This is a genomic window from Streptomyces sp. NPDC054847 (assembly GCF_053610925.1).
This window is the reverse complement of record NZ_JBSGZJ010000124.1, coordinates 1-16,734: the sequence shown is the minus strand read 5'-3', so window position 1 is coordinate 16,734 and position 16,734 is coordinate 1. Positions and strand designations below refer to the sequence as shown.

Below are 16,734 nucleotides of genomic sequence, written 5' to 3'. Positions count from 1 at the left end.
GGACCGGCCGGTCCCGCGTCCGACACCCGCGCTGCCGGCAGCCCGGCCTCCGCCGGGGGCGACGGTCCCGCCTCGACGCCGCCCGCCGCCGGAGGCCCGCCCTCCCGGGAGGGCGGTGCGCGCGCCGGGACGCCGCCACGCGGTCCCGCCTCACCCGCGCCGCGGGCCGTCGTCCCCGCGCAGGCGCCCCGCGGTGGCGTCGTCGGCGACGGGCCGCCCACCTACGACGCGGAGCCGACCGCGTTGCCCGCCGCCGAGGCGGACACGCTGGACCAGCTCGTCGCCGACACGGTGCTCGACGGCGCCAGGTACGGCACGTACACGCTGCGGGCCGCCTCCGTGCGGGGCGACTCCGCGCGCTTCCGTGGTGAGCCGCGCCGCGACGCCCTGCTCACCGCCCGGTTCGGCACCGGGCCCGCCGCGCTGGTGCTCGTCGCCGTGGCCGGCGGGATCCGCGGTTCGGACACCGCTCATCTCGCCGCCGCCGACGCCTGCCGGTGGATCGGCCGTGCCGTCGGCCGCAGTCACGCACGGCTGGCCGAGGACATAAGGGCCGGCCGGCGCGGGGACCTCAAGTCGGGACTGCACCGGCTCACCGACCGCAGCCTGGGCAGGCTCCGCGCCCGCGCCGCCGAACTCGGTGTGGAGCCGGAGGCGTACACGGCCGGACTGCGGTGTCTGCTGCTCTCCGCCGACCCCGCCTGCCGCACCCGCGTCTTCTTCGGCGTCGGCGGCGGCGGACTCTTCCGGCTGCGTGACGGCGCCTGGCAGGATCTCGAGCCGCCCGTCCCCGACCGGGCCGACGTCACCGGCGCACCCGTCGTCGGGTTCGGATCCGCCGTGCCGGAGGCCACGCCCGACGGTGACCGGCTCACCATGGACCTCGGCATCCCCACGGGTCCGGCGCCGTACATCGAGGCCCCGCCGCCCCCGGTGGCCGAGCCGTTCCGCTTCCGTGCCTCGGTGGCCCGCCCGGGCGACACGCTGCTGCTCTGCAGCCCGGGACTCGCGGCCCCGGTGCGCGGCGAGGCGGCGCTCGCGAAGGAGCTCGCCGAGCGCTGGCGCGGTCCGCAGCCGCCCGGGATGGCCCAGTTCCTCGCCGATACACAGCTCAGGGTGAAGGGCTACGCGGACGACCGGACGGCCGTGGCGGTATGGGAGGCATGACCGCGCAGGCGTAACCGCACGGGCGCGACCGGCCCGGCCATGGGTTGATGGAGCGACGGGCCCCGACGTACGGAGAGGCCCGGGCGGACGTCCCGCAGACGTCCGGGACCTCCACGAAGAAAGGGCGCGCACCCCATGGCCAGGAAGAACGTGGCGGAGCAGTTCGTCGACATCCTCGTCCGCGCCGGAGTCCAGCGGCTCTACGGCGTCGTCGGCGACAGCCTCAACCCCGTCGTCGACGCCGTCCGCCGCACCGCGGTCATCGACTGGATCCAGGTCAGACACGAGGAGGTCGCGGCGTTCGCGGCCGGCGCGGAGGCCCAGATCACCGGCAGGCTGGCCGCCTGCGCCGGCTCCTGCGGGCCCGGCAACCTGCACCTCATCAACGGCCTGTACGACGCGCACCGCTCCATGGCGCCCGTCCTCGCTCTCGCCTCGCACATCCCGTCCAGCGAGATCGGACTCGGCTACTTCCAGGAGACCCATCCCGACCAGCTGTTCCGCGAGTGCAGCCACTACAGCGAGCTGATCTCGAGTCCCCAGCAGATGCCCCGGCTGCTCCAGACGGCGATCCAGCACGCCGTCGGCCGCGGCGGGGTGAGTGTGGTGTCGCTGCCGGGCGACATCGCGGACCGCCCCGCGCCCGAGAAGTCGATCGAGCACGCGCTGGTCACGACCCGCCCCACCGCCCGCCCCGGCGACGCGGAGATCGACAAGCTGGTCCGGATGATCGACGAGGCCGAGCGCGTCACGCTCTTCTGCGGCAGCGGCACGGCGGGCGCGCACGCCGAGGTCATGCAGTTCGCGGAGCGCATCAAGTCGCCCGTCGGTCATGCGCTCCGCGGCAAGGAGTGGATCCAGTACGACAACCCCTACGACGTGGGCATGAGCGGCCTGCTCGGCTACGGCGCCGCCTACGAGGCCACCCACGAGTGCGATCTGCTGCTCCTGCTCGGCACGGACTTCCCGTACAACGCCTTCCTCCCGGACGACGTCAAGATCGCGCAGGTCGACGTCAGGCCGGAGCATCTCGGCCGCCGTTCCAAGCTGGACCTCGCCGTGTGGGGCGACGTGCGCGAGACCCTGCGCTGTCTCACTCCGAGGGTCCGGGCCAAGACGGACCGCCGGTTCCTGGACAAAATGCTGAAGAAGCACGCCGACGCCCTGGAGGGCGTGGTCAAGGCCTACACCCGCAAGGTCGACAAGCACGTCCCCGTCCATCCCGAGTACGTCGCCGCCGTCCTCGACGAACTGGCCGACGATGACGCCGTGTTCACCGTGGACACCGGCATGTGCAACGTGTGGGCCGCCCGCTACATCTCACCCAACGGCCGCCGTCGCATCATCGGTTCCTTCAGCCACGGCTCGATGGCGAACGCCCTTCCGCAGGCCATCGGCGCCCAGTTCGTCGACCGTGACCGGCAGGTCGTCGCCATGTCGGGCGACGGTGGGTTCACCATGCTGATGGGCGACTTCCTCACCCTGGTCCAGTACGACCTGCCGGTGAAGATCGTACTGTTCAACAACTCGTCACTGTCGATGGTGGAGTTGGAGATGCTGGTCGCGGGGCTGCCGTCCTTCGGCACCTCCTACCGCAACCCGGACTTCGCGGCGGTCGCCCGCGCGGCCGGCGCCTACGGGGTGCGGGTGGAGAAGCCCAAGCAGCTCGCGGGCGCGCTCAAGGACGCCTTCAAGCACAAGGGCCCGGCGCTGGTCGACGTCGTCACCGACCCGAACGCGCTCTCCATCCCGCCGAAGATCAGCGCGGAGATGGTGACCGGATTCGCGCTTTCGGCCAGCAAGATCGTGCTGGACGGCGGGGTGGGCCGGATGGTGCAGATGGCCCGCTCGAACCTGCGGAACGTGCCGAGGCCCTGACGGCGCAAGGCCGATGGCCACGGACAAGTGCCCGTCCAGCGCCGCCGGTCGCCAGAACGAGAACGGGTGGAGCGTGCTTGTCCGGCCATCGGCATGGCGTCGGCGGCGTGCGGGCCGGCGGGCGCTGCGTCCGTGCCGCTCAGCGGGCAGGTGAACGACTCGCGGCGACCGCCCTTCCCGCGATGCGCGGCCCCACACATCGGCCTCCCGGCGAGGAACTGACGAAATCGGCATGAGTGGTGTCCCCCGGGCGGGGCATGCATCCGGTGACGCTACGAAGCCATGGCACGTTCCGATGTGGGTGGGGGAAGATGACTGGACGTCACGGGGGCGCGGTCCGGGGCCGGCTGCATCGCAGACTCGGCAACGGCGATCTCACGGCCGTGCCCGAAGTGCGGCACGCGTTACGCGACCTGCTGGGCAAGTGGCCGGAGCGGGCGGAGGGCGGCACGGCGGACGCGGCAGACGTGGCCGAGCTGCTCGCCAGCGAGTTGGTGACCAACGCCTTGATACACACCGACCACGGAGCGGTGGTGACGGCCACCGTCGAGGACTCACGACTCCATGTGGAGGTCCAGGACTTCATGGCAGGGCTGCCCGTGCGGGACGTACCGACCGCCGACCTCGGTACGGGTGGCAGGGGCCTGGTCCTGGTGGAGCGCCTGGCCGACGCGTGGGGCGTGCGCACGGCCAAAGGGGTGGGCAAGGTGATCTGGTTCGAGCTGCACGCGGGGGCGGCCTGACCAGCGGCCCCTGAATCAGAGGCCGCCGGCCGGCGGCTTCCCGTTGCACACCCCGGCCGAACGTCCTGCCGAGGGCCTGGCAGGGTCCGCCGCGGGGCCGCTCCCGGCTCGGCGTCAGCCGAACTGCTGCTCCAGATGCTTGAGTTTGCGTTCCAGGGAGTCGAGACGTGGCAGCGCCTGCGTGTCGTCCTCGGCCGTGAGGTCGACCGTGACCGGTTCGGGACCGGCCGGCTTCAGTGCCTGGAGCGACGGCCGGGCCCGCAGGGGCAGTTGTCCGGGCTCCGCTATGACAGGCTCCACGACGGACGAGGACGAGCTGCCCGGCTGCTGGGAGCCGCCCGTGGCCGGACCGAGGGCGGGCAGTTGCGCCCCTCGGTCCGCCCGGCCCAGCCCCCAGCTGCGGTGCTGCCTGTTGAGGGCCCTGATCTGGGCGCGCTCCAGCTTCTCCCGGTCGCGTCGGCGCATCCGGTTCTGCTGCTTCTGCCGCCGGTCCTCGCGCACCTCGTCGACCGCTTCGTCCAGGGTCCGCACGCCCTCGAGGAGCATCAGCGACCAGGCCGCGAAGGTCTCCCTGGGCGCCCGCAGCCACCGAACGATCCGGATCTGCGGCAGCGGCCGTGGCACCAGCCCCTGCTCGCGCAGCGCGGCCCGGCGGGTCTGCTTCAGCGCCCGGTCGAACAGGACCGCGGCGGACAGCGACATGCCCGCGAAGAACTGCGGTGCGCCCGCGTGGTCGAGGCCCCTGGGCGCGTGCACCCAGTTGAACCAGGCAGCCGCGCCCGCGAACGTCCACACCAGGAGCCGGGAGCCGAGGGCGGCGTCACCGTGGCTGGCCTCCCGCACGGCGAGGACGGAGCAGAACATGGCCGCCCCGTCGAGGCCGAACGGCACCAGGTACTCCCAGCCGCCGGTCAGGTTCAGGTTCTGCCGGCCGAAGCCCACCAGGCCGTGGAAGGAGAGTGCCGCCGCGACGGCGGCGCAGCAGAAGAGGAGTACGTAGGAGGCGGTTCCGTAGACGGCCTCCTTGCGCCTGCGGCGTTCCTCGCTGCGCTCCCAGGAGTCATCGGCCGCGGCCTTGTCACCGGCGCGCTTGCCGCGCGCGAGCACCGCCACCGCCGCCAGGACTCCCAGGATCATCACGGCGCCCGGAAGCAGCCAGTCCAGCGATATGTCGGTCAGTCTCATGTGCGGTGTCCCTTGCATCGCGGTAGGGCGTTTCGGCCGCCATATTGGCCGAACGCGGGGGACACCCAGGGGCTTTCCGAGCAAGAGAACGCCAACGGGGCCGTCCCGTACGCGAATAGGTGCGATCTGCTCGAACTGACGCGTGAACAGAGGGAGTTGCGTTCGAATTCATGCCACTCGAAAAGGTGGCGTGGAATCACGCAGTCTGTTGAAGGCGGGCGACCCGGTCGGCGTCGCAGGTGCGCGGGCAGGTGACACAGGTGTCCTCCGGCCGCAGCGTGTAGAACAGGCAGCAGCTGGCCCGGTCGCGGGTCGGCAGCGCTTCGCCGTTCGGACCCGTCAGCTCGCGGAACCCGGCGGTGCCCACGTACGGCTTGGTCGCACCCGGCAGCAGCTGCTCGAGCTCCGCCACCGCACGCTGCTCCTCGCCGAGCAGGTGGGCGATGTACCACAGGCCCTCGACGATCTCGTCGGTCGCCATCCCCCACAGGGCCCGCTTGCCGCGGCGCATCCGGGCTCCGAAGCCGTCGAGGACCGGTCCGATGTGCTCGGCGACGGCCGCGCGCACCTCGTGGCGCAGCGCCTCTTCGTCCGGTACGACGCGGGCGCCGGGCAGCTGTGCGGCGGGGTCGTCCGGGAGGCAGACGAACTCCCGGATCCGTACCGTCATGTGACCCAGCGCACGCTGGAAGGCGACGTCCTCGACCGGGACCCGCGGCACCCTGCGCACCAGGAACCAGGGAACGGTGACCAGGAGGCATGCGGGCCAGGCGTAGCGGTGCAGACCGAAGCTGGCGACGACGTCGGGACGGGCCTGCTGTCCGTAGTCCTGGAGCACCTGCGCGTTGTCCCAGGCGAGGAAGGCGTCGAGCGGGGCGCCGCCGGCCGCCAGGTCGGCCGCCCGGACCCAGCCGGCGCCGTCGGGCGTTCGTGCCTCGTCCGTGAGTTCCTTCACGCGCAGCCCGGGGAAGACCTCGGCGAGGCGCGCATAGGCGTCCGTCACCGGTGAGGTGAGGCCGGGCATCAGTGCAGGAACGGTCATGCTGGGGACCACCGAATCGCGATCGTTAGCAGGTAAGCCTTACCTTACCCGATGATCTCGATGTTTGAACTGTGGCCCCGGCCGCCTATCGTGCACTCAGGGCCCCGCATCGGCGAGCCGGGCCGGGACTGCCGGAGGAGGACCCGAGTGGAGCAGGCCAGAGCGCGTGACCTCGCCGTTCCGCAGTCGTACGCCTCCGTCCGCGTGCCCGCGCAGGGTGCCCCGGGAGCGGCCCTGGAACAGGTCCGCGGCGAGCACACCCACAGTGAGCCCCCGGCACCCCGTCCCGTCCAGCGTCACTCGGTGCGCGGTCAGATCCTCCACGCCCTGCGCACGGCCCTGGTCGACGGCGACCTCGTCCCCGGCGAGGTCTACTCGGCCCCGGTCCTCGGCGAGCGCTACGGCGTGTCCGCGACTCCGGTGCGCGAGGCGATGCAGCAGCTGGTCATGGAGGGCGCCGTCGAGGTCGTGCCGAACCGCGGCTTCCGCGTCGCCCGGCGCACCGCCCGCGAACTGGCCGAACTGGCGGAGGTCCGCGCGCTGATCGAGGTCCCGGTGATGCTGCGGCTGGCCCGCACGGTCCCGGCCGAACACTGGAGCGCGCTGCGCCCGCTGGCAGAGGCGACGGCTGCCGCGGCCGCGACCGGTGACCGGGCGAGCTACGCCGAGACGGACCGCGCGTTCCACCGTGCGGTCCTCGCCCTCGCGGGCAACGAGCAACTGCTGGCGGTGGCGGACGATCTCCACCGGCGTTCCCAGTGGCCGCTCAGCGGCGCGCCCACCACCCGCCGCGCCGACCTGGTCGCCGACGCGGCAGAACACACGGCGCTGCTGGAAGCGCTGGCGGCCCAGGACCTGCCGGTGGTCCAGGCGCTGGTGCGTGAGCACTTCGCGGGCTCGGACATCTGAGCGCGCCCCGGGACCCGAAGGGACGACGACGTGCGCGGCACGGTGTGGGCGGTGGCGAACCAGCTGGGCGTCGTGGCGGGCACCCCCGCCGAACTGCTGTCCGCGCTGCTGGCGGGGCCGCCGCGCACGGTGCGGCTCGACAGCGCGGGCCACGATCCGGCCGAGGTGGCGGAACTGGCCGACATGCTCCGGGAGTTCGGTCACGTACGGGTGCTCGTGGAAGCTCCTGACGACCAGGCCCCTGCCAGGAAGCCCGGTGACGACGAACCCGTGGACACGGCCGACGCGGAAGCGGTCTGCGCGGCCGACCCCGTACGGGTGACCGCCGCATACGAGTCGGCCGACGACGAGTGCGGCGGCCTGCGCGGTGCCTGGCTGCGGGCCGGCCAGTCGCTGATCCGCGACCAGGACCCGGCCCGGCGCGCCCTGGTCCTGCAGACCGCCCTTCCGCCGGACGCCGACCCGCGGGTACGGCAGGCACTCGCCCGGTCCGCCGCGGCGGCGCCCTGGCACCTGGAACGGGTCCTGCCCGGCCCGGTCGCCGCCCTGGCCGTCCTGCCGGGGGGCGCGCTGGTCGTGGCCGACCCGGGCGGTGGGGTCCGCGTCCTTCCCGACGGTGTCCGGCAGCAGTCGACGGCCACCCGCGTCAAGGCCGCCGCCGTGCTGGGGCAGGACACGGTCCTGCTCCTGGACGAACGCGGCCGGCTCCACCGGCACGGCGGCACCGGGACCGCGCTGACGAAGGCCGTCGCCGCCACCCTCGCCCGACATCCGGGCACGGCCCTCTCCGCGGCGGCGGACGTCGTGCTCGTCGGCGACCGCATGGGCTCGGTCCACGCCTTCGGCTCGGGCGGCCTCCACCAGGCGGCCCTGCACTCCGGCCGTGTCACCGCTCTCGCGGCCACCGCGTCACCCTCCCTCGCCGTCCGGACCGGCGGCACGGACGGCGCGGTCCGCGCCTGGTCGCCCGCGGGCGGCGGGCACGGCTCGACCGTGTCTCAGCGGCCCTCGCCGGTCGTCGCACTGCACACGGGGCCGACGCCCGAGGGGCCGGCCCTCGCGGTCGCCTGGGCGGACGGCTTGGCGGAACTGCACCGCCCGGGAAGGCGCGACGTGCTCACGTTCCGCCCGGGTCCGGCGATCCGGGCCGTCGCCGTCACGCCCGAAGGCGCCTTGTGCGTCGGCACGGAAGAGACCCTGATCCGTCTTCGGCCCCGCTGACCCGCAGGCGGACAGCGGGTGAGGGACATTGTCGGACCGTGCGCCGAGCCCGCGCGGCGCGCCGTCTCGTACGGAGCCGGAGGATGGGCCCCGCGCACGAGTGACGTCCCGAACCTGTCCTGGCCGTCGCCTGCTTGACCGGAGACTTCCTGGCGGCCGTTGCCCGAGGGGCCCGCGTCATGACGGCTTCGCTGACCTTTTCGACCGCCGTGCGGCGGTCTCCGTTTCCGGGCTGTGTCGTGCATCACATCCGGTCCGTGTCACGTCCTGCCCGCCTGCTCCCATCTGGTGGGCGTCAGCAAGCGAGCCGAGGAGGACGGAACGATGAGCGCACGGCAGGAGATCGGAACGGTGACCGCGCACCGCGTGGTGATCCTGGGGGCGGGATACGCGGGGACGGCCGCGGCCGTCCAGCTCGCCGCCCGGGTGAAGCGGCGCGAGGACGTACGGGTGACCCTGGTGAACGCGCAGGAGCGGTTCACCGAGCGCATGCGGCTGCACATGACGGCGACCGGGCAGCAGCCGGCGGAGCTGAGCATCCCCGAACTGCTGGAGGGCACAGGTGCGCAGTTCGTGCGCGGCTGGGTGACGGCGGTGGACCCGGAAGCGAAGACCGTCCGGATCGACGACGACCGGGTCCTGCACTACGACACGCTGGTGTACGGGCTGGGCGGGGTCGCCGACACCTCGGCGGTGCCGGGGGCCGAGGACCACGCGTACACCCTGAGCAGCGCCCAGGACGCCGAGCTGCTGGCCGGCCGGCTGGCGCGGCTCGGCAGCGGCACGGTGGTGGTCGCGGGCAGCGGGCTGACCGGCGTCGAGGCGGCAGCGGAGATCGCCGAGCGGCACCCGCGGCTGAGCGTGGTGCTGCTGGGGCGGCAGGAGCCCGGTGCGGCCATGAACCCGAGGGCGAGGGCGTATCTGCGCGCCGCGCTCGACCGGCTGGGCGTCCGGGTGCGCGCCGGCGTCGAGGTGGTGAAGGTACTGCCCGACGCCGTGGAGTCGGCGGGCGGGGAGAGCATCACGGCCGACGCGGTCCTGTGGACGAGCGGCACGCGGACCTCGCCCCTGGCGGCCGCCGCCGGGCTGGCCGTCGACGAGCACGGACGCATCCTCACCGACGCCGCGCTGCGGTCGGTGTCCCACCCCGAGGTGTACGCGATCGGCGACGCGGCCGCGATCCGCCAGGGGTACGGCGTCATGCACGGCACCTGCCAGGGCGGCATGCCGACCGGGGTGCACGCCGCACTGTCGATCGACCGGGTGCTCAGGGGGAAGCAGCCCAAGTCGTTCCGTTTCGGCTACTACCACACGCCGGTGAGCCTGGGGCGCGGTGACGCGGTGGTTCAGTTCACACGGCCCGACGACAGCCCGCGCCGGATCTGCCTGACGGGTCGCCTGGCCGTCCGGTACAAGGAGACGGTGACCGCCTCGCCCTGGCCGACGTACGGCCGTATGAAGAAGATGCCCGCCTCGGGCGCGTTCTGGCCCCGCGGGGGCCGCTTCACCCGGGTCCGGGGGGCCAAGTGACAGACGTGTCCGCTCATCCGGACCACCAGGTGTTCCACGAGCACCGGCGGTTGCTGTTCTCCGTGGCCTACCGCCTCCTCGGCAGCGCGGCCGATGCCGAGGACGCGGTCCAGGACGCCTGGATCAAGTGGTCCTCCGGGGACCGCTCGCAGGTGGCCGACCCCAAGGCGTACCTGACGCGCATCGTCTCCAACCTGGCGCTGGAACGGCTGCGTTCCGCCCGGCACAAGCGGGAGACCTATGCGGGGCCGTGGCTGCCGGAGCCCGTCCTCACCGGCGGGGATGCCGCCGAGGCCGTCACCGACGCCGAGTCGGTGTCGATGGCCATGCTGGTGGTGCTGGAGACGCTCAGCCCGCTGGAACGCGCGGTGTTCGTGCTGAAGGAGGTCTTCGACTTCAGCCATGCCGAGATCGCCGAGGCCGTGGAGCGTTCCGAAGCCGCGGTGCGACAGGCCGCGCACCGGGCCCGCGAGCACGTGCGGGCCCGGCGGCCGCGCTTCGCCGCCGACCGGTCACGGCAGCGCGAAGCCACCGAGCGGTTCTTCGCCGCCGCGACCGGTGGGGACGTCAACGCCCTGATGGAACTGCTCTCCCCGGACGTCACCCTGTGGACCGACGGCGGCGGCAAGGTCCGTCAGGCCCTGCGCCCGGTCGTCGGCGCCGCCACGGTGGCCGCCTGGTTCGCGGCCATCGGCACCGTCACCTACCAGGGCGTCGCGCCTGCCGACATGAAGGCCGAACTCGTCGGGATCAACGGTGCACCGGGCATCGTGTTCAGCGGGCCGGGACGCGTGATCGCCACCGTCACCTTCGACTTCGACGCCGACGGTCGTATCACCGCCATCCACAACGTGGCCAACCCGGACAAGCTCCGGGCCGTCGCCGACGGCACCGCTCACGACCTCGGAGCGCGGTGAGCGCCGGCACGGCATGCGGCCGCCGGGCGGGACGGCTCGGACCGTCCGCCCGCCGACGCCCCGTCAGCCGCGTACCAGGGCCGGTGAAGGGTCGGCGCACGATCCGGCATGGACGCTCCACGAGCCCCGGACATCCTCCCAACTGAGCGTCGGCCAGGCTGTATTAGTGTGTCCGTTCGAGTTGTCCGACAGGGTGGGGGCCGACATGACCGCGGAATCTCCGGAGGTGCCGGAGTCGTCCATATCCGACGAGGAGTGGGCGAGGTTCCAGCTCGAGAGCGAGGGGCCCGCGCGGCTGGCCGCGCCCAAGGAGCCGTCCGCCAGGGCGCGGATGGTCACCGAACGGCTGCGACGCGCCGACGAGGAAGCCGCCCGGCGACAGGGGCGGCTGCGGCGCTGGGCACGCCGGGGGAAGCCCGTGGAGTCCCGGCCCGCCGGGTGGCGGGAGTGGCCCGGCCGGCCGCAGGCGGTGAAGCCGCGCCGCAGGGTGCGCGGATTCGTCTGGGCGGGCGTCGTGGTCGTCCTGGTGCTGCTCGCCATGAATCCGCAGCGGGTCCTCGCCTGGGTGACGTGATCAGCTCGCGGGCGGTGGCTCCAGTCTGGACAGCAGCGAGGCGATGTCCAGTCCGGTGAGCAGGTACTGCTCGAACGCCGCGTTGTGCAGTGCCCACGGCGAACGCCGTAGCCTGACCCGGTCGATGGCGCCCTCCGCGTCGTGTCCCAGTTCCATGAGGGTCTGAGCGGCCACCAGGCCGGCGCGGTTGTAGCCGGAGTAGCAGCGCACCAGCACCCGGCGTCCCGCCCGTACGGCGTCGGCGGCCGTCAGCGCCACCCGGCGCACGCGGTCGATCTCGTCGGCGGTCAGCCAGTCGTCGGGGATGGGGACGACATGATGCTCCACGCCCTCGTCGGGGCCGTGGCCCTCGCGGGTGTAGAGGCTGATCACGACGTCGAACTCGTCGGCGACCACGACGTCCTGGTGCCGGCCCGCGGTGTCCGCCCAGACGTGACCGCCGACCCACAGGCCGGTCGTGATCTCGTCCCACCGGCTGCGCGGCTCGGGGACGTCGCCCTCCCTGCGGCGGGTCCTCACTGGCCCGCGGGCTCGGGCTCGGCCACGGAGGGCTGTGGAGGCACCACGGGCGACAACTGCGAGCCCAGCCACACCGGCACGCCGCCCAGCAGCCGGAACAGCCTGCGCGCCTCGGAACGCAGGCGGCCCGCCTCGGGCTCCGGTTCGCAGTCCGCGAGCCCGGCGAGCGCGGGCGCGGTGCCGATCAGATAGCCGAGGTCCTCCCGGATGCGCAGGCACTCGGAGAAGCCGTGCCGGGCCTGCGTCAACTCGCCGTCCCTGAGGGCGAGTCCGGCCTGCTGCTGCCAGGTGAACGACAGCAGCAGCGGGTCGTTCTGCGCCTTCGCGCCGGCGTGGGCCCGCTGGTAGGCGGCGAGGGCCGCCTGCGGCGCGTCCGCGATGTGCTCGGAGACCAGGCCGCGCCGGAAGTCGAGCAGCGGGCGTCTCGGTGAGGCGGGGGAGAGGAGCGCGGTCGCCCTGCCGAGAGCGGAGCGGGCCTCGTCGGCCCGGTCCCGTACGCCGAGGCGGGTCGCCGCGTAGGCCAGCCGGCCGCGCTCGCTCGCGGCGCCGCCGCGTTCCTCGTCGTCGCGGGCGACGGCTTCCGCCGTGCGCAGCGCGTCCTCGGCCTCCGCCCAGCCCTCGCAGGTGAACAGGCAGCGCTCCACGAGCAGTCCGGCCCGCTCCAGTGCAGCCGCGGGGTCCGCGGCTCGGGGCGCGAGCAGCGCCGCCGCATCGGTCCAACAGCCGCGCGAACGCAGCCGCCATACCGCGGTCTGGAGTGGATCGTCACCTGCTGTGGTTCCGGAACCAGACATGGCGGTATGCGCCACTTGCCCTCCCCGAGCACGCCATCGAGCTGTTGAGTCAGACGGCATCTCAGCACGGATCCGCACGCCTGGCCAAGGGTTCAGGTGAATCAATTCACAATCTTTCAGCGGCCGACCGGGTCGCCATGGGCGCCGTCGCCGGGGGAGATCAGGGCGAGATGGCCCCCGTCGTTGAGCGGTGTGGGCACCTTCAAGGTCGTCACCAGGGGGGATGCGCCAGGGGCCGCGTCGGCGTCAACCAAGTGGATCTCTCCATGACCCCCACGGGTGACGGCGACGAGCGATGATCCGGGTGACGCGGCGACCGCCCGGCGCTGTACCCCGTCCCACGGTGTGCCGCCGGGCCGGGGCGCGCCGTCCATCGCGGGCAGCGGCAGCCGGGCGGCGACGGCGGGGGAGTCCGAGTCCGTCGTGACGAGGACGAGTTCGTCGCCGTCGGGGTGCACCCGGGCGTACGCGGTGCGGCGCGCGGCGACGGCGAGACGGAAGACCAGCCCGGGGCCGAGCGGAAGGCGCCCGGTGGTGTCGTGCTCCAGCGAGTGCCACCAGGCGTCGTTGGTCCACTCCGGCCAGCGGCCCGGGTCGGCGGGCCCGCCCCGTACGCACGACCAGAGCGTCCGGCGCGCCGGATCGAGACGCAGGTAGTACCCGCGCCCCGCGCCGGCCCACGGCAGCGGCTCCTCCGCCACCAGGGCGCCGCCGTCGCGGCGGGCGCGCCGGACGCCGGAGCCGGTGGCCGCGAACAGCCGCCCGGAGAGGGGGTCGTGGGCGTCGCCGTGCCCGTCGTCGTCGGCGAGCGGCAGTTCGGCCGCGGGTACGGCGGGCGGGCAGGCCGGCGCGGCGCTCATCAGGTCGGCGTGCCGGTAGGCGGTGAACGAGCCCGGTTCCCGGTGGCGCAGTACGACGAGCGCGTCCTCCTCGGCGGGGCCACCGAGGACGGTGACGCCGGGCTCGCCCGTACGGGTGCGGACCCGCACCGATCGCGGGCCGCCCGGTGCGCCGAGGTCCACCGCTGTCAGCAGGTCGCTCCACGCCTCCCAGTTGCGGCCGAGTCCGGTGGTGACGGCGAGCAGTCGCCCGGTCGGATCGGCGGCGAGATGCTCTGCGGGAACGGCCACGGGCACGGTCGCCGCCGTCAGCGGCCGCCCCGTGTCCGGGCCGTACGGGTCGAGGACGACGAGCTCGCCCGCGAGGTCGTCGACGAACGCGGTACGGCCGCCGGGCAGGGCGAGGAAGCCGGCGTGCTCGGCGAGGTGGCGCCCTTCGACGCGGCCGGTCTCCCGCCCGTCCGGAAGGCTCAACACGTATACGGCGCCCGCGACTTGGTCGGCGACGAGCAGGCGAGGAGAGGCGGGGGCAGGGTTCACGGACACGGCGGTCTCCGGGAGTCGGCGGTCGCGGGGGCCGCGGTCGGACGGTGTTGTTGGTAATGATTATCATGTAGAAATGATGCCGGGTCACCCGTCCGGCCGAGCCGAAACGAAAGAGATGCGATGCCGCGCAGAGCGATGAGGACCGTCCGCCGATGGGCAGCCGCCGCTGTCCTGGGAACCCTGCTGGCGGGCTGCGGGGCACCCGCCGAGGAGGCCGGCGACAAGCCGGACGGCACGGCGCCGGCGGTCGACGTACGGGCCGAACCCATCACCCCGGCACGGAAGATCACCGACGCCGCGGGCGTCACCGTCACGACGCCCGCCCCGCCCGAGCGGGTCGTGTGCCTCGTGGCCCTCTGCGACGACATGCTCGCCGAACTCGGCATGCGGCCCGTGGCGACCAACTCGCAGCTGCTGGCCCGTAAGGAGTTCCTCGGCGAGAAGGAGGCCGCGGGGATCCCCGTCGTCCCCGGCGGGTTCATCAGCCCCGAGGCGGAGGCGATCCTGTCGCACGAGCCGGATCTCGTCATCGGTCTCGAGGACACCCACGGCAAGCTGGCCCCCGCGCTGAAGGGCGCCACCGTCTTCTGGCCCGTGCAGCCCCGCGCGTGGGAGGACAGCGTCGGATACCTGCGCGACCTGGCGGCCCTGACCGGACGTACGGAGCAGGGCGAGAAGGCCGAGGTCGCCTTCCGGCAGAAACTCGCCGACGCACGGACCGCGAAGAGCGACAGCACCTCACTGATCATCTTCGGGAGCGACGAGAACTTCGGCGTCGCCACCCCCGGCACCGACGTCGCCGCCGGACTGTTCCCCGGCATCTCCCACTACCCGTGGCAGAGCCGTGGCGTCGAAGGCTCCTACAGCATGGAGGAGATCCTGGCGCGCGACGTCGACGTCCTCTTCGTCGAGACGCTGTCCTTCGGCGGGCCCTCCGAGGGCAAGCTGTCCGACCGGCTCGCCAAGAACCCGCTCTGGTCGCAGATCCCCGCCGTCAAGAACGGCAAGGTGTACGAGGTCGATCCCGAGGTGTGGGCCAAGGGGCGCGGCACCCGGTCCCTGAGCATCGTCCTCGACGAGGCCACGGCCAAGCTGCGGTGAAGCGCCGGATCGCCGCCGCCGGCGGACTGCTGACGGCGGCGGTGCTGTGCGCGCTGTCCCTCGGCACGCCGTACGTACCGCTGCTCGGACTGCCCGCCGCCCTCGGCGGCGACGGGCTCGCCGGCCTCGTCGTCACCGAACTGCGGCTGCCCCGGCTCGTCCTGGCGCTCGTCGCCGGAGCCTGCCTGGGCGCAGCCGGCCTGGTCCTCCAGGAGGCGCTGCGCAATCCGCTCGCCGTGCCCGAGATGCTCGGCGTCTCCTCCGGCGCGGCACTCGGCGTCGCCGCGCCCCTCGTCCTCGCCCTCTCCGTGCCCCTGGCCGTACAGCCGCTGCTCGCCGTCGGCGGAGCCGCGGTCGGGGGCGTACTGACCCTGATCGCCGCAGGATTCGGGCGCAGCCCCTCGGCGGTCCTGCTCACCGGCGCCGCGGTCGCGGCGGCGCTCCAGGCGGCGCTGCTGGTCCTGATGGTGCTGGCCGACCAGCTCGACCTCCAGCTCATCTACCGCTATCTGCTGGGCAGTCTCTCCGCGCGGACCTGGCAGGACGTCACCGGGCTCTGGCCGTGGCTCGTGGCAGCCGTCCCCGCGCTGGTGCTCTGCGCGCCGGTGCTGTCGGTGCTGCGGCTCGGCGACGACGACGCCCGGGCGCTCGGCGTACGGGTGCGACGGGCCAGGTTCGCCGCCCTCGCCATCGCCGTCGTGCTGATCGCGCCGGTCGTCGCCGTCTGCGGACCCGTCGCCTGGGTCGGCTTTCTCGCACCCCACCTGGCCCGGCGGCTCGACCCGCGGGGCGACGCCGTGCGTTGGCTGCCGTGGTCGGCGGTGTGCGGCGCGCTCGTCGTCGCCTGCGCGGACCTCCCCGCCCGGTTGGCGCTGGCACCCGTCGAGACACCCGTCGGCGCCTGGACGGCGCTCCTCGGTGTGCCGGCCGGGGTCGCCCTCATGAAGAGGAAGGCGGCCCTGGCGTGAGCGCACTCGCACCCCTCACCGCCCGGCGGTGGCCGCTCGTCGTGGCCGCGCTGCTCGTCCTCGCCGTGGGCTGCGCCGACCTGGTCGCCGGGCGGTCGCTGGACGCCAGGGACGTGTGGCAGGTGCTCGGCGGCGACGGCGACCCGGCGGCACGTCACATCGTGCTCCGGCTCAGACTGCCCAGGACCCTCGTCGCGCTGGCCGCGGGCGCCAGCCTCGGACTCGCGGGCATGGTCCTCCAGTCCGCCCTGCGCAACCCGCTCGCCGGCCCGGAGGTCACCGGCGTCACCCCCGGCGCGGTGCTCGGCGCCGTGACCGCGACGGGTCTCGGACTGGCGGGGTGGCGCTCACCCGCGGCCGTGGTCGTCGCCGCCTGCATCGGCGGATTCGCGGGCGCCGGGCTGCTGTGGCTGCTGACCGGCCGCGAGAAGTCCGACCCGGCGCGGACGGCCGTCCACGGAGTCCTCGTCTCGGCGGTCCTCTCCGGGCTCACGGCGATGGTCCTGCTCGTCGCGCCCGGCGAACTCGGCAGCGTCGTCCAGTGGCTGGTGGGCTCCGCCGAGGGCCGCGTGTGGGAGCACTGGGTCCTGCTGTGGCCGTGGGCGGCGGCCTGGGCGATCGCCGCCTGGGTCATGGCCGGGCCGCTGACACTGCTGCGCTGCGGCGACGAACAGGCCGCCGCGGCGGGTCTCGCCACCGGCCGGGCCCGCGCCACGGCGCTCGGCTGCGCCGTAGCGCTCACGGCGGGCGCGGTCTCCGCCGTCGGCGCCCTCGGCTTCGTCGGACTCCTCGTCCCCCACC

At 73.7% G+C, this 16,734-nt stretch carries 16 protein-coding genes; 11 read left to right on the top strand and 5 right to left on the bottom strand.

What is annotated here, in order from left to right; translation table 11 throughout:
• The 3 genes from ACWGH4_RS15415 to ACWGH4_RS15405 all read left to right on the top strand — a co-directional run.
• Positions 1-1,167: protein phosphatase 2C domain-containing protein (locus tag ACWGH4_RS15415; RefSeq protein WP_453460454.1), on the top strand; the 1,167-nt coding region annotated here is incomplete at its 5' end.
• A gap of 135 nt (positions 1,168-1,302) precedes the next feature.
• On the top strand, positions 1,303-3,045 hold the full coding sequence (locus tag ACWGH4_RS15410; RefSeq protein ID WP_453460451.1) for a pyruvate dehydrogenase: 1,743 nt from the start codon (positions 1,303-1,305) through the stop codon (positions 3,043-3,045).
• A 311-nt stretch (positions 3,046-3,356) separates the two neighbouring features.
• Entirely contained in the window at positions 3,357-3,788 is a 432-nt protein-coding gene (locus tag ACWGH4_RS15405; RefSeq protein ID WP_441261375.1) for an ATP-binding protein, read from the top strand.
• 114 nt (positions 3,789-3,902) lie between these two features.
• Here ACWGH4_RS15405 and ACWGH4_RS15400 read toward each other — a convergent pair whose 3' ends face one another.
• Together ACWGH4_RS15400 and ACWGH4_RS15395 are read right to left on the bottom strand one after the other, a co-directional pair.
• Positions 3,903-4,973, bottom strand: a complete 1,071-nt coding sequence (locus tag ACWGH4_RS15400) for a DUF2637 domain-containing protein (RefSeq protein ID WP_441261376.1) — start codon at positions 4,971-4,973, stop codon at positions 3,903-3,905.
• Positions 4,974-5,169: 196 nt separating this feature from the next.
• Complete coding sequence (locus tag ACWGH4_RS15395; RefSeq protein ID WP_453460446.1) at positions 5,170-6,015, bottom strand: (2Fe-2S)-binding protein; 846 nt, start codon at positions 6,013-6,015, stop codon at positions 5,170-5,172.
• 147 nt (positions 6,016-6,162) lie between these two features.
• Between ACWGH4_RS15395 and ACWGH4_RS15390 the strand changes: the two genes are divergently transcribed.
• The 5 genes from ACWGH4_RS15390 (at position 6,163) to ACWGH4_RS15370 (ending at position 11,166) form a co-directional block, all read left to right on the top strand.
• Positions 6,163-6,924: a GntR family transcriptional regulator gene (locus ACWGH4_RS15390; protein WP_453460443.1), complete on the top strand. Its 762-nt coding sequence runs from the start codon at positions 6,163-6,165 to the stop codon at positions 6,922-6,924.
• Between the two features lie 30 nt (positions 6,925-6,954).
• Positions 6,955-8,145: a hypothetical protein gene (locus ACWGH4_RS15385; RefSeq protein WP_453460440.1), complete on the top strand. Its 1,191-nt coding sequence runs from the start codon at positions 6,955-6,957 to the stop codon at positions 8,143-8,145.
• 324 nt (positions 8,146-8,469) lie between these two features.
• Positions 8,470-9,675: an NAD(P)/FAD-dependent oxidoreductase gene (locus tag ACWGH4_RS15380; protein WP_453460437.1), complete on the top strand. Its 1,206-nt coding sequence runs from the start codon at positions 8,470-8,472 to the stop codon at positions 9,673-9,675.
• Entirely contained in the window at positions 9,672-10,592 is a 921-nt protein-coding gene (locus ACWGH4_RS15375; RefSeq protein WP_453460434.1) for an RNA polymerase sigma-70 factor, read from the top strand. The genes ACWGH4_RS15380 and ACWGH4_RS15375 overlap by 4 nt, the downstream gene beginning before the upstream one ends.
• Positions 10,593-10,797: 205 nt before the next feature.
• Positions 10,798-11,166, top strand: a complete 369-nt coding sequence (locus tag ACWGH4_RS15370; RefSeq protein ID WP_441261382.1) for a hypothetical protein — start codon at positions 10,798-10,800, stop codon at positions 11,164-11,166.
• Here the strand turns inward: ACWGH4_RS15370 and ACWGH4_RS15365 are convergent, their stop codons facing one another.
• From ACWGH4_RS15365 to ACWGH4_RS15355, 3 genes are all read right to left on the bottom strand, one after another.
• On the bottom strand, positions 11,167-11,685 hold the full coding sequence (locus ACWGH4_RS15365; RefSeq protein ID WP_453460431.1) for a protein-tyrosine phosphatase family protein: 519 nt from the start codon (positions 11,683-11,685) through the stop codon (positions 11,167-11,169).
• Complete coding sequence (locus ACWGH4_RS15360; protein ID WP_453460428.1) at positions 11,682-12,479, bottom strand: hypothetical protein; 798 nt, start codon at positions 12,477-12,479, stop codon at positions 11,682-11,684. Before ACWGH4_RS15360 ends, ACWGH4_RS15365 begins: the two co-directional genes overlap by 4 nt.
• A 116-nt stretch (positions 12,480-12,595) precedes the next feature.
• Entirely contained in the window at positions 12,596-13,864 is a 1,269-nt protein-coding gene (locus tag ACWGH4_RS15355) for a hypothetical protein (protein WP_453460425.1), read from the bottom strand.
• A gap of 120 nt (positions 13,865-13,984) precedes the next feature.
• Here ACWGH4_RS15355 and ACWGH4_RS15350 point away from each other — a divergent pair, with 120 nt between their 5' ends.
• The 3 genes from ACWGH4_RS15350 to ACWGH4_RS15340 all read left to right on the top strand — a co-directional run.
• Entirely contained in the window at positions 13,985-14,965 is a 981-nt protein-coding gene (locus tag ACWGH4_RS15350) for an ABC transporter substrate-binding protein (RefSeq protein WP_453460422.1), read from the top strand.
• Positions 14,962-15,933 carry a FecCD family ABC transporter permease gene (locus tag ACWGH4_RS15345; protein WP_453460419.1) on the top strand — a complete coding sequence of 324 codons (972 nt, stop codon included), beginning with the start codon at positions 14,962-14,964 and terminating at the stop codon, positions 15,931-15,933. Before ACWGH4_RS15350 ends, ACWGH4_RS15345 begins: the two co-directional genes overlap by 4 nt.
• On the top strand, positions 15,930-16,734 hold an 805-nt coding region (locus ACWGH4_RS15340), incomplete at its 3' end, for a FecCD family ABC transporter permease (RefSeq protein WP_453460417.1). The genes ACWGH4_RS15345 and ACWGH4_RS15340, both read left to right, overlap by 4 nt.

Coding starts and splice junctions, on each gene's coding strand:
- ACWGH4_RS15350 (WP_453460422.1), top strand. CDS start 13,985: ATGCCGCGCAGAGCGATGAGGACCGTCCGCCGATGGGCAGCCGCCGCT.
- ACWGH4_RS15405 (WP_441261375.1), top strand. CDS start 3,357: ATGACTGGACGTCACGGGGGCGCGGTCCGGGGCCGGCTGCATCGCAGA.
- ACWGH4_RS15395 (WP_453460446.1), bottom strand. CDS start 6,015: ATGACCGTTCCTGCACTGATGCCCGGCCTCACCTCACCGGTGACGGAC.
- ACWGH4_RS15360 (WP_453460428.1), bottom strand. CDS start 12,479: ATGTCTGGTTCCGGAACCACAGCAGGTGACGATCCACTCCAGACCGCG.
- ACWGH4_RS15370 (WP_441261382.1), top strand. CDS start 10,798: ATGACCGCGGAATCTCCGGAGGTGCCGGAGTCGTCCATATCCGACGAG.
- ACWGH4_RS15410 (WP_453460451.1), top strand. CDS start 1,303: ATGGCCAGGAAGAACGTGGCGGAGCAGTTCGTCGACATCCTCGTCCGC.
- ACWGH4_RS15400 (WP_441261376.1), bottom strand. CDS start 4,973: ATGAGACTGACCGACATATCGCTGGACTGGCTGCTTCCGGGCGCCGTG.
- ACWGH4_RS15380 (WP_453460437.1), top strand. CDS start 8,470: ATGAGCGCACGGCAGGAGATCGGAACGGTGACCGCGCACCGCGTGGTG.